This window comes from Microbacterium terregens, from assembly GCF_039534975.1.
Classification (GTDB): domain Bacteria; phylum Actinomycetota; class Actinomycetes; order Actinomycetales; family Microbacteriaceae; genus Microbacterium; species Microbacterium terregens.
In genome coordinates this window covers 1-10,344 of record NZ_BAAAWH010000007.1, presented here as the reverse complement: position 1 = coordinate 10,344, position 10,344 = coordinate 1, and the positions used below count along the sequence as shown (strand labels likewise).

The window sequence follows — 10,344 nt, the reverse complement described above, 5'->3', positions numbered from 1 at the left end:
TATGCGGACGCCCGTCACGGCGCTGCTGCCCGTAGGTGGCCAGCAGCGCCTGCGCCTCGATCGGGTCACCCAGCCGCGTGCCCGTCCCGTGCGCCTCCACCGCGTCCACATCCGCGTACGACAGCCCCGCGTCGGCCAGCGCCTCCCGGATCACCCGCTCCTGCGACGGACCGTTCGGCGCGTCAGACCGTTCGAGGCACCGTCCTGGTTTCACCGCCGAACCCCGCACCCACCGCCAGCACCCGGTGCCCCAGACGCCGCGCGTCCGACAACCGCTCCAGCAGCACCAGACCCGCACCCTCCCCCCACACCGTGCCGTCGGCCCGGCAGCGAACGACTTGCACCGCCCCGACGGCGACAGCGCCCGCTGCCGCGAGAAACTCCACGAACGAGGTCGGCGTGGCCATCACCGTCACCGCCCCGGCCAGCGCCAGATCGCACTCACCCCGGCGCAGCCGCCGTCGCCGCCAGGTGGATCCCCACCAGCGACGACGAACACGCCGTGTCCACCGCCACCGCGGGACCCTCGAACCCGAACGTGTACGAGACCCGGCCCACGGCGATGCTGCTGGAGGCACCCCCCGCGACGTAGCCCTGGACGTCGACGGGGACGTCGTCCAGGATGCTCGCGGCGAACCCCTGGTACATCAGCCCGGCGAAGACTCCGGTGCGGCTGCCGCGCAACGCGGCCGGCACCAGCCCCGCGCTCTCCATCGCCTCCCACGCCGTCTCCAGCAGCAGCCGCTGCTGCGGGTCCGCCGCCAGCGCCTCCCGCGGCGACATCCCGAAGAAGAACTCGGGTTCGAAATCGGCGGCGTCCTCCAGGAATCCGCCCTCACGCACGTAGGACTTGCCCGCCCGGTCCGGGTCCGGGTCGTAGACGTCCTCGTCCCATCCCGGTCGTCCGGGAAGGGGGAGACCGCGTCCACCCCGCGGTCCAGCAGCTCCCACAGTTCCTGCGGGCCGTTCACCCCGCCCGGGAACCGGCACGCCATCCCCACGACCGCGATCGGCTCGCACGCCCGGTCCTCCACCTCACGCAACCGCCGCCGGGCGTCCCGCGCATCCGCGACCGCGCGCTTGAGGTACTCCCGCAGTTCCTTCTCATCAGCCATCTGAATCCAACCGCTCCAAAGTCGTACGTACGGTGGGGTGGTCGAAGATCGGCATGCCGGGCCGCCGGAGCCCCGCACGCGGCGTTCGGCTGGTCGCGCGGACAGGCCGCGGTTCCTCCTGTCGTGGTGCGCCCCCCGGCACTTTTCCGCCCCCGCGACGCACTGCCCGCGTTTCCCCCATTGCCCATGTCCCCCACCAGGACGAATGCCATGGAATTCAGCGGACCCATATGCGCGTGAAGCCTAGACCGGGGCCAGTCACAGCCCGGTAATCGCTGTCTTTCGACGGGCCGGAGAGCGGGCCGTTACCGTGGGGTTCCCGCCTTCGCACCACGGGATCGCAGGCCGGGGGCGCCACTTGAGGGCCGATCCGGGACAGGTGAGCCGCCGATTGACGGCAGATGTGCACCCCCTGATTAATATGCATTTTCATTCGGCGAATTAACGCCGCACAACACAGGGGGTATTTCGGATCATGGATCTGCGACATACGGAGAATTCCGCGCCGAGTGCGGAGCGGTGGCCGACGCGGGGTGCGGGCTTTCCCGCGCCGCCGGGGGCAGCGCCGCGCTCGTGGCCGGAAGGAGTCGGAAGTGCTGTGAGCCGCCCCGTCCGGCGCGGCCAACCCCCTGTGTCACTCTCCCGGAAGGTGTGCGAGACCGACGTGGAAATTCTCCGTACTGGGACCCCTGCGCATGATCGAGCGCGGCGAGTCCTACACGCCGACGGCTCCGAAGCAGCGGCAACTGCTCACCCTGCTGCTCCTCAACGCGAACCAGGTCGTGTCCACCGACACGTGTATCGAAGAGCTGTGGGAGAACTCCCCTCCCAACAGCGCACTGTCCACCCTCCAGTCGTACATCCTCCAGCTGCGGCGCAGCCTGCGGCGGGTGCCGCGGATCGGCAGCCTCCAGGCCGCCCGCGACATCCTGCAGACCCGCGACGGCGGCTACCTGCTGACCGTGCACAGCGACGAACTCGACACCAACCGGTTCTGGTCCCTGGTGCGCGAGGGCCGCTCGGCGCTCCACCACGACGACGTGCGGGCTTCGGCCTGTCTCTCCGAGGCCCTGCGCCTGTGGCAGGGGGGCCGCCCTCTCCGAACGTACAGCGGGGTCCCGTCCTGCGGGCCCATCTCGTGGGTCTGGAGGAGGAACGCACCAGCGTGCAGGAGCAGCGCATCGGCGCGGACCTCCGGCTCGGCCGGCACCAGGAGCTGCTGGGCGAGCTGGCCGGCTCACGGCGAAGTACCCGATGCACGAGGGTCTGCACGCCCAGTTCATGCTCGCGCTGCACCGCACCGGCCGCCGCACCCAGGCGCTGGAGGTGCTGCGGCGGCTGAGCACCGTGCTGCGCGAGGAGCTCGGGCCTCGACCCCTCGCCGCGGGTGCGCCGGCTGCACCAGGCGATCCTGGCGGGCGACCCCGCCATCGACCTGCTGGCGCACACCGACTCCGTGCTGGCCGCCGAACCCGGCGTGCCGAACGGGCGTCCCGCACCGCAGGGCGGCGACCTGGTGACCGCGGGAGCACCCGCCAGGCGGTACGAGCAGCTGGCGCGGCGCTGATCACGGCCCGCTCCCCCGACGGGGGCCGGGGCGGCACACCCCTGTCGGGGGCGGCGCCTCAGCTCTCGCCGCCGCCGTCCGCCGCCCGGGACCGGGACGGCGCGTTGGCCGCGAGGAAGGCGTCGACGACGGCGTGCACGTACTCCTCGCCGAAGGTGGCGCTCGCCAGCAGCCGGCGGAACATCAGCGGGGCCCGCGAGCTGGTCGATGGCCAGCTCGGTGTCCAGGTCGCCGGGCAGTTCGCCGCTCTCCTTCGCGCGCTCCACGATCGCGCGGAACCCTCCGGAGCCCGCCTGGTACAGCGACTCCTTGAGCCTGGCGAAGGTGGGGTCCACGCCGGCGCGCTCGACGACCACCCGCATGCCCCCGTTCCCCCACCGGGTCGTGCAGCAGGGACCGCAGTCCGTGGAGCTGACCGACCAGGTCCTCACGGAGGACACCGGTCCGCGCGGGGCGGGCGCTCGCGATGCGCTGGGCGATGGCCTCGTAGATGAGGGAGGGGGAGTCCGGCCAGTGGCGGTACAGGGTGGTGCGGCCCACCCCGCTGCGGGCCGCGACGGCGACATGGGTGACCGCGGACCACCTGCTCCACGAGCAGTTCCTGGGCCGCCGCGAGGGCTGCGGCCCTGCTCCGGGCCGCCCGCGGGTCGATGCCCGCGCCCCCGCGTCCGCGAAGTGCCTCCTGCGGGGTCGGCCGGCACGGGCATGGGAGCTCCTCGTCGTTCGCTGATCCGTGGTCCGGTACAGAGTGTGCCACTTCCGTCCCGGCCCGGGCGGCGGGCGGGCCGCCCGGGCCGGGACGGGGCGGCGGTCAGGGACGGTACAGGTGCAGGTGGTCGTGGGGCCCAGGCGGCGAAGGACCGGGGCTCCCGGCCGAGGGACGCGGCGCACGTCGGGCGACAGCCGGCCGTGCAGCTCGCTGCCGTGCTCGATCGCCTCCTGCAGCGTCCTGATCACCCGTTCACGGTCTCCTCGGAGAAGTGGCGCAGCATCATCTCCCGCTGCACGGAGAGCGGCAACCGTCTCGAAGCGCAGGTCACGGCCCAGCAGCGACCCGACACGGCGAGCTGCTCACGGGCCGTGAGCGCCTGCGGTCCCGTCAGTCGTACACCTGGCCCCGGTGCCCTTCCCCGGTGAGGCGCCCGCACCGCCACCTCGGCGATGTCACGCGGGTCCACGATCGCCTCCGGTACGTCCGCGAGCGGCCCGCGGGCCACTCCCTCGGGCCTTGATCGACTCGGCCCAGCCGAGGTTCATGCTCATGAAGCCGTTCGGCCTCAGGATCGTCCAGGCGATCCCGGAGTCCCGCAGTGCCTCCTCGGCGACACGGTGCCAGTGGCCCAGCGGGTTGCTCTCCGCGTCCTCGGCCATCTCCACCCCGAGGGTGGACAGCTGCACGATGTGCTCGACGCCCGCCTCGCGCGCGGCGGCCACCAGATGCGCGTTCGTGCGTCGCCTTGTTTCGCGCCGAGCGACATCAGGAAGACCTTCTGCACCCCGTCCAGCGCGCGGGCGCCAGCGTCTCCGGGCGCCCCAGGTCGGCCGCGACCACCTCCAGGTCCGCTCCCCCGTCGAACGCCGCCCGGCCCGGGTCGCGGGTGAGCGCCCGCACCTTGTGCCCGTCGGCGCGCAGCAGCGCCAGCACCTTGCCGCCCACGTTTCCCGTGGCTCCGGTCACCAGAATCATCGTCGTCTCCTCCATCGTCCGAACAGGTGTGGGGTGGCTCGTCGGTACCGAGGGGCCGGCCCGTGAGGGTGGGCGGGGCCGGCCCGGGGGGTGTGGTGCTAGAGGACCGGGCCGGGGCGGTCCAGGACGGTGCGCAGGGCGCTCTCCAGCGCCTTCCGCGCGGCGTCGGCGTCCGCGGCCGGGCCCTTGGAGCGCCAGGCGACGAAGCGGTCGGGCCGCACCAGCACCGCACCCGCCCGGTCACGCCGTAGCTCTTCTCCCACTCGGCACCGGCGAGCCCGGTGCACCGGCAGGGTGATGCCGAGCCGGCCGGCCGCCCCGGCGGCCGCGGCCCGTCCACGCGTCACCGGCGCCCTCCCCGGTGAGCAGCACGAAGGACCTGCCGAACAGGGCGGTGGTGGACGCCGCCGGTGAGCCCTCGGGCAGCACCCACGTAGGGCGCCCGCGATCCGGGCCGGGGCCGGTCGGGGCGGCGGGGTCCCTCCAGCAGCTCCCCGGCGTCGTCGGGCTCGCGGACCACGGCGCCGTTCGCGCAGCGGTAAGCCGAAGGCCTGGACCACGGGCGGGAGCGGATCGGCGAGCGCACCGTCGTCGAGGTAGCCCGCGAGCCGTTCCACGGTGTTGCGCAGCTGCTGCTCCCCGATCATCTCCGAGACCGGACGGCGTTCCGCGTCGTGGCTGTCGAGCATCCGGGGACCGGCCTCCCCCTTGACGACCATCGCCAGCTTCCACGCCAGGTAGAAGCCGTCGGTGATCGCGGTGTTGCCGCCGAGGCCGCCCGGTGCGGGCACCAGCCTGGCCGCGTTCGCCCACCAGGTGGACGCGGCCCTCGGCTGAAAACCGGTCGGCGATCTCACTGACGATGTCGGTGCGCCCCGTCTCGACGACCTTCATCGCCAGGTCGGGCAGGCCCAGCCCCGTACGGGACCAGTTCCACGCACCGCTCCTCGGTGAAGGCGGCGAAGTCCGGCGGATTGCGGGACATGCCGAGCACGTAGCCGTAACGGCCCGGCACGTCCGTGGTGTAGAAGACGCCGGGCACCGGCTGCTGGAGCCAGAAGAGCGCGAACTTACGGCCTTCCGCGACGCCGGGCAGCTGCCGCAGCGGTCCGCTCAGGTCGGCGTCGAAGAAGACCCGGAAGATCTCACCGAGGTTCCCGCGGCCGTGCATGGCGATGCCCAGCTTCCGGCGCACGGCGCTGTGGCGCGCCGTCGGCCCCCACCACGTGGTCGGCGGTCACCGTCCGCTCCGTGCCGGTTGCGCACGTCCCTCAGTACCGCGGTGACGCGTCCGCGGACTGGGTGAGGGAGACCAGCTCGGTGTCGAAGCGGAGCTCGGCGCCGAGTTCCGCGGCCCGGTCGTGCCAGGATCACCTCGGTCCGCTCCTGACCCGCCATCGCCCAGTTTCTCGGGCGAGACGTGCCGCATCGCCATCTCGCCCCTCGGTCATGATCCGCTTGAGGACGGGGGCCGGCGAGGCTGTCGGCCACGACCATGTAGAACTCGCCGGTGCCGGCGTCGGGCCCCGCGGCGGCGATCCGGTCGGCGATGCCGCCGATCCGCAGCGCCTCCATGGTGTGGGGGTACTGTCGCGCGCCTTCATGATGACCGACGTGCCCGGGTGTTTCTCCACCACCAGCGGCCGGACGCCGTGGAGGCCCAGGAACAGCGCGGTGGTGAGGGCCCGCGAGGCCGCCGCCACGATGAGAACGGGTACGTGCTCGTCCGACACGGCCACTCCTTGGTCGCTTGGGTCGTCGGGATCGTCCGGGCCGCCGTCGGAGTACCGGCGGGGCGGGGCGCCCAGTCTGCGACCGGCCGTTGGAGGTCCGGTGGGGTTCCGGTGGGGCGGCGCCCTCCTCCACCGCCGCCCCAACCGGCCGCCAGCGGAGGCGTCGAAGGTGGCAGGGGCGGTCCGCGCGAGCGCCGCCGTCACCCTTCGAGACACAGGAGTCGTCCGTTGGTCGTCTTCGTCAACAAGCTGACACTCACCGGAGCGGCCGAGGGACCTGGAACGCGTCTACGCCCATGTCGCCCGAGTTCATGCGCACCCGTCCCGGCCTCATCCGCTACCAGCTCGTCCGTTCGCAGAACGACCCCTCCGTGTACTTCAACGTCGCGGAGTGGGAGGACCAGGCGTCCTTCGAACAGGCCCTGAAGGAGCCGGAGTTCCGCAACCGCCTGAAGGCGCTGGGCACGGTCATCAAGGGAGAGCCGCACCTGTCGGACCTGGTCGAGTCCGGCGTCGGGGAGGCCTGATCCGGTGTCCGGACCCTTCAAGACCGACAACCCGGTCGACGGTGAGGACGTACGCCCTGATCACGCAGTTCTACGCCCGTCAGATGCAGCTCCTCGACGAGCGGGCGGCCGAGGAATGGGCGGACGGCTTCACCGAGGACGGTGTCTTTCGCGCAGAACGTCAAGCCGGAGCCCTGGACGGGCCGCGCCGTCATCGCCGAGCGGATGCGCGCGGGCATGGACCCGGCTGGCCGGACGCGACGTGCAGCGGCGGCACTGGTCGGCATGGTCGCCGCGGAGCGGCAGGACACCGACACCGTCCTGACCCGCTACTACGCCATGGTCTTCGAGACGCCCCGGGGCGGCCGGGCCACCACCTATCTCAGCACCGTCGGCGAGGACGTCCTGGTCCTCCAGGACGGCCAGTGGCGGGTCAAGCACCGCCTCATCACCCACGACGGCACCTGATCCGGCCGGCATCGAACGAGGGAAAAGAAGGTTGTGAGCATGACCGAGCTGACACGCGAACGGGTGGCCGCGGGTACGCGTCACTGGTGACGGGGACCGCGAGCAGATCCTCCAGTACTGGTCGCCGGACGTCCGCTTCCAGATGCCGGGCAACCACCAGTTCTCCGGGCTGGTTCGTCGGCCTGGACGACTACCTGGCGAAGATGGGCAAGCTGATGGCCGCCACGGGCGGCCGCATCTCCTCCGAGACCCTCAAACGTCCTCATCGACCAGGAGGCCGCGTCCTCGATCGACGTCTACCGCCTCGACGGGTACCGCGAGCACGCCAAGGAGGGCACCACCTCCCCGTACGAACGGCTGCAGGTCGAGGGCGTGCACATGCTGCGCTGGGACGGACGGCCGGATCGTCGAGGGCCGCAGCGCCCTGTTCGCCGACGGTGTCACCCAGGGCAACCTGTGGTGGTCACCGGTCGGCGCCGACCGGCGAGCGCTACGAGTACTGACACGCGCGAGGGCCGTTGCGCGGGAACACGCCCCCGGCACGGCCCGCACATCCCAGCGAGGAAGTGCAGCCATGACTCAGCCAGCACAGGGCCTGCTCCAGGGCCGGACAGTGGTGATCACCGGGGGCGGTACGGGAATCGGCCGGGCGGCCGCGCACGCCTTCGCCGCCGAAGGTGCCCGTGTCCTCGTGGTCGGGCCGCAGGACCGCGGTACTCGCCCAGACCGCCCAGGGCCACACCGGCATCCACCCCTTCGGGCGCCGACCTCTCGGATCCGCGCACACCGCGCGCCCGTGGTGGCGGCGGGCCGAGCGCGAAACTCGGCGCATCGACGTCCTGGTCAACAACGCCGTCACGATGGAGTCCCGCGCCCCTGGGCCGCATCGACCCCGAGAACACCCGCGGCCAGGTCGCCACGAACCTGCTCGCCCCGCTGTTCCTCACCCAGGAGGCGCTGCCTCTCCTGGAGGCCTCCAAGGGTCTCGTCATCAACGTCACCACGGCCGCAACCAGCGTGGCTGGCCCGGCCACTCCGTCTACGGAGCCACCAAGGCCGCCCTCGACTTCCTCACCCGCACCTGGGCACTGGAGCTCGCCCCCAAAGGCATCAGGTCGCGGGCATCGCCCCCGGGCCGGTCGACACGCCGATTCGCGGAGCACGCCGGGCTCGACCCCCGAGGGCATCGCGCGACTGCGCGCACGGCAGCGCAACCGGGTGCCGCTGGGGCGTGTGGGCCGGCCGGAGGAGGTGGCCTGGTGGATGGTCGCCCTGGCCCGCCCCGAGGCGTCGTTCGCCACCGGCCTCGTCCTGCCCGTGGACGGCGGCGCGAGCGTCGTCTTCTGACCGCCCCCCGACCGCCCCTCGACTGCCAGCACAAGGGAGCCAGCATGCAATTCGGCATCAACTTCTTTTCCCACCGTCGGGCCGGACGACAAGGACGCGGCGGACTACTTCGAGGAGAGTCTGAGCCTGGTCGAACTCGCCGAGCAGCTCGGGTTCGACCACGTCAAAACCGTCGAGCACTACTTTCTTCAAGTACGGCGGCTACAGCCCGGACCCGGTCACTTTTCCTGACCGCCGCCGCGGCCCGCACGAGCCGCATCAAGCTGGTGACCGGCGCGGTCATCCCCGCGTTCCACGCATCCGCTGAAACTGGCCGGCAAGCTGGCCATGCTCGACAACATCTCCCGCCGGCCGGCTCCAGGTCGGCTTCGGACGCGCCTTCCTGCCCGACGAGTTCGACGCCTTCGGCATCGACATGGACGAGAGCAGGGCAACGGTTCGACGAGGCCTGAAGGCCTGCCAGAGGCTGTGGAGCGAGGAGGACGTCGTCTGGGACGGCACCTTCCACTCCTTCGGCCCGGTCACCCTGCTGGCCGCGGCCCTACCAGCGCCCGCCACCCGCCGATCCTGGTGGCCACGGCGAAGACCCCGTCCTCCTGCGAGCAGGCCGGCCGTGACGGCCACGGCCTGATGATGGTCCCCTCGATCTCCAAGCGCGAGGTCGTGCAGGACATGCTCGGCCTCTACCGCAAGGCGTGGGCCGACGCGGGCCACCCCGGCCAGGGCGAGGTCCACATGAGCTACAACTGCTACCTCAGCGAGGACCCCGCCGAGGCCAGGGCCAAGGGCAAGGAGTACTCCCGGCGCAGCAACGCGGTGATGCGGGACGCGGTGGCCGCGTGGGGGGAGCGGCGCAGCGAGGGGTACGCGGGCTACGAGAAGGTCGTGGAGAACATCGCCCGGGCGGACTTCGACCGGGCGCTGGCCGAGGAACAAGGTGCTGGTCGGCACCCCGGAGGAGGTCGTCGAACGGCTCCGGACGATCCGTGAGTGGTTCGGGGACATCACCATCAGCCTGCAGGTGATCTCCGGCAACCCCACCCACGAGGAGTCCGCGCGCAGCATTGCGGCTCTTCGCCGAGCAGGTCATCCCGCACTTCCGCGACACCTCGCCCACCGCCGGCTGAGACGGCCCGCTTCCCGCTGACGCGGCGGACCTCGCCGGCGGACGGCGCGGCCGGGAGGGCGGTGCAGGCCGGGAGCGGCGCCTTCCCACCCCGGGAGGCGCCGCCCGCCGTCGGGACCGTCCCGCCCTCCACCCACCGTTCCCACTGCGCCGTCTCAACCCGTCCACTGCTCGGCAACTACCCGTTCCCACAAAAGGGCGTCAAGCGCCCACGACGCCGGTCGCGCGCGGGGCCGAACCCGTGTAGCGTCCGCAGGGCCGGGCCTCATCGGCCCGACGTGCGACTCCCTTTCCGCGACGGCATCCCGCGACGCCCACCCGAACCCCCGGTCCGATCACCTCGGACCGTGCCGATCGCGTCCGGCCCGCGGCCCGCTCCGGTGCGCACGGCGCACCGGAACCACCGGCCCCGTCCCACCGCCGAAGCGGGCCACCGTCATCAACCACCCCCACCACCGGGAGCAGTCATGACCTCCACCGACGCGAAGAGCGTTGTCCTCGCCTACCTCAAGGCCATCGACGAGCGGAACCCGGAAGCCATCCAGGCGACCCTCTGGGAGGACGTCGAGTTCCGCATCCCCGGCGACCACGCACTCGCCGGCAACTGGGTCGGCATGGACGAGATCCTCAACAAGTTCATGCTGCCGCTGATGGACCTGTTCTCTCCCCGACGTCCCCTACACCATCGAGACCTCGCAGATCGTGGCCGAGGGAGACACGGTCGTCCTCGACTGCGTGGCCCGCTCCGCCTCCCGCTCCGGCAAGCCCTATGAGGCGAACATCGTCTCGGTCTTC

General features: G+C 72.0%; 12 protein-coding genes and 9 pseudogenes. 12 read left to right on the top strand and 9 right to left on the bottom strand.

Annotated elements, in window-relative coordinates; genetic code table 11:
- The 4 genes and pseudogenes from ABD655_RS16925 to ABD655_RS16910 all read right to left on the bottom strand — a co-directional run.
- Positions 1 to 214, bottom strand: a pseudogene (locus ABD655_RS16925) (hypothetical protein); the annotation flags it as partial.
- The gene (locus ABD655_RS16920) at positions 183 to 407 is read right to left on the bottom strand and encodes a beta-ketoacyl synthase N-terminal-like domain-containing protein (protein ID WP_344716029.1); all 225 of its coding nucleotides are present in this window, start codon (positions 405 to 407) and stop codon (positions 183 to 185) included. The pseudogene ABD655_RS16925 and the gene ABD655_RS16920, both read right to left, overlap by 32 nt.
- A gap of 34 nt (positions 408 to 441) precedes the next feature.
- A complete protein-coding gene (locus ABD655_RS16915) occupies positions 442 to 951 on the bottom strand; it encodes a beta-ketoacyl synthase N-terminal-like domain-containing protein (RefSeq protein ID WP_344716028.1) in 510 nt (169 codons plus the stop codon).
- 2 nt (positions 952 to 953) lie between these two features.
- Positions 954 to 1,115: pseudogene (locus tag ABD655_RS16910) on the bottom strand (polyketide synthase docking domain-containing protein); the annotation flags it as partial.
- Positions 1,116 to 1,810: 695 nt separating this feature from the next.
- Between ABD655_RS16910 and ABD655_RS17080 the strand changes: the two are divergent.
- From ABD655_RS17080 to ABD655_RS16905, 3 genes and pseudogenes are all read left to right on the top strand, one after another.
- Positions 1,811 to 2,059, top strand: a pseudogene (locus ABD655_RS17080) (AfsR/SARP family transcriptional regulator); the annotation flags it as partial.
- Positions 2,060 to 2,193: 134 nt separating this feature from the next.
- Positions 2,194 to 2,480: pseudogene (locus ABD655_RS17075) on the top strand (AfsR/SARP family transcriptional regulator); the annotation flags it as partial.
- 22 nt (positions 2,481 to 2,502) lie between these two features.
- Complete coding sequence (locus ABD655_RS16905; protein ID WP_344716027.1) at positions 2,503 to 2,682, top strand: hypothetical protein; 180 nt, start codon at positions 2,503 to 2,505, stop codon at positions 2,680 to 2,682.
- Between the two features lie 58 nt (positions 2,683 to 2,740).
- Here the strand turns inward: ABD655_RS16905 and ABD655_RS16900 are convergent, their stop codons facing one another.
- From ABD655_RS16900 to ABD655_RS16880, 5 genes and pseudogenes are all read right to left on the bottom strand, one after another.
- On the bottom strand, positions 2,741 to 2,866 hold the full coding sequence (locus ABD655_RS16900; RefSeq protein WP_344716026.1) for a hypothetical protein: 126 nt from the start codon (positions 2,864 to 2,866) through the stop codon (positions 2,741 to 2,743).
- A gap of 980 nt (positions 2,867 to 3,846) precedes the next feature.
- Positions 3,847 to 4,140 (bottom strand): annotated as a pseudogene (locus tag ABD655_RS16895) (SDR family oxidoreductase); the annotation flags it as partial.
- A 19-nt stretch (positions 4,141 to 4,159) separates the two neighbouring features.
- Entirely contained in the window at positions 4,160 to 4,369 is a 210-nt protein-coding gene (locus tag ABD655_RS16890; RefSeq protein WP_344716025.1) for an SDR family oxidoreductase, read from the bottom strand.
- Between the two features lie 98 nt (positions 4,370 to 4,467).
- The gene (locus tag ABD655_RS16885; RefSeq protein WP_344716024.1) at positions 4,468 to 5,226 is read right to left on the bottom strand and encodes an FAD-dependent monooxygenase; all 759 of its coding nucleotides are present in this window, start codon (positions 5,224 to 5,226) and stop codon (positions 4,468 to 4,470) included.
- Complete coding sequence (locus ABD655_RS16880) at positions 5,223 to 5,540, bottom strand: hypothetical protein (protein WP_344716022.1); 318 nt, start codon at positions 5,538 to 5,540, stop codon at positions 5,223 to 5,225. Before ABD655_RS16880 ends, ABD655_RS16885 begins: the two co-directional genes overlap by 4 nt.
- A gap of 858 nt (positions 5,541 to 6,398) precedes the next feature.
- Between ABD655_RS16880 and ABD655_RS16875 the strand changes: the two genes are divergently transcribed.
- The 9 genes and pseudogenes from ABD655_RS16875 (at position 6,399) to ABD655_RS16850 (ending at position 10,322) form a co-directional block, all read left to right on the top strand.
- On the top strand, positions 6,399 to 6,629 hold the full coding sequence (locus tag ABD655_RS16875) for an antibiotic biosynthesis monooxygenase family protein (protein WP_344716020.1): 231 nt from the start codon (positions 6,399 to 6,401) through the stop codon (positions 6,627 to 6,629).
- A gap of 83 nt (positions 6,630 to 6,712) precedes the next feature.
- Positions 6,713 to 6,763, top strand: a pseudogene (locus ABD655_RS17090) (hypothetical protein); the annotation flags it as partial.
- A 7-nt stretch (positions 6,764 to 6,770) separates the two neighbouring features.
- Positions 6,771 to 7,076, top strand: coding sequence for a nuclear transport factor 2 family protein (locus tag ABD655_RS16870; protein WP_344716017.1), 306 nt, complete (start codon positions 6,771 to 6,773; stop codon positions 7,074 to 7,076).
- A 142-nt stretch (positions 7,077 to 7,218) separates the two neighbouring features.
- Positions 7,219 to 7,773: pseudogene (locus ABD655_RS17065) on the top strand (hypothetical protein); the annotation flags it as partial.
- A gap of 163 nt (positions 7,774 to 7,936) precedes the next feature.
- A pseudogene (locus ABD655_RS16865) lies at positions 7,937 to 8,200 on the top strand (SDR family oxidoreductase); the annotation flags it as partial.
- Positions 8,094 to 8,423, top strand: coding sequence for an SDR family oxidoreductase (locus ABD655_RS17060; RefSeq protein WP_425561685.1), 330 nt, complete (start codon positions 8,094 to 8,096; stop codon positions 8,421 to 8,423). The pseudogene ABD655_RS16865 and the gene ABD655_RS17060, both read left to right, overlap by 107 nt.
- A 361-nt stretch (positions 8,424 to 8,784) precedes the next feature.
- Positions 8,785 to 9,054, top strand: a pseudogene (locus tag ABD655_RS17085) (LLM class flavin-dependent oxidoreductase); the annotation flags it as partial.
- Positions 8,994 to 9,413, top strand: coding sequence for an LLM class flavin-dependent oxidoreductase (locus ABD655_RS16855; RefSeq protein WP_486348130.1), 420 nt, complete (start codon positions 8,994 to 8,996; stop codon positions 9,411 to 9,413). The pseudogene ABD655_RS17085 and the gene ABD655_RS16855, both read left to right, overlap by 61 nt.
- Positions 9,414 to 10,016: 603 nt before the next feature.
- Positions 10,017 to 10,322: a nuclear transport factor 2 family protein gene (locus ABD655_RS16850; RefSeq protein WP_344716013.1), complete on the top strand. Its 306-nt coding sequence runs from the start codon at positions 10,017 to 10,019 to the stop codon at positions 10,320 to 10,322.
- Positions 10,323 to 10,344: the final 22 nt, after the last annotated feature.

What these genes read in the sequence shown, in the direction of transcription:
- ABD655_RS16920 (WP_344716029.1), bottom strand. Translation starts at nt 407, where the DNA reads ATGGCCACGCCGACCTCGTTCGTGGAGTTTCTCGCGGCAGCGGGCGCT.
- ABD655_RS16900 (WP_344716026.1), bottom strand. Translation starts at nt 2,866, where the DNA reads ATGTTCCGCCGGCTGCTGGCGAGCGCCACCTTCGGCGAGGAGTACGTG.
- ABD655_RS16890 (WP_344716025.1), bottom strand. Translation starts at nt 4,369, where the DNA reads ATGATTCTGGTGACCGGAGCCACGGGAAACGTGGGCGGCAAGGTGCTG.
- ABD655_RS16880 (WP_344716022.1), bottom strand. Translation starts at nt 5,540, where the DNA reads ATGCACGGCCGCGGGAACCTCGGTGAGATCTTCCGGGTCTTCTTCGAC.
- ABD655_RS16875 (WP_344716020.1), top strand. Translation starts at nt 6,399, where the DNA reads ATGTCGCCCGAGTTCATGCGCACCCGTCCCGGCCTCATCCGCTACCAG.
- ABD655_RS16850 (WP_344716013.1), top strand. Translation starts at nt 10,017, where the DNA reads ATGACCTCCACCGACGCGAAGAGCGTTGTCCTCGCCTACCTCAAGGCC.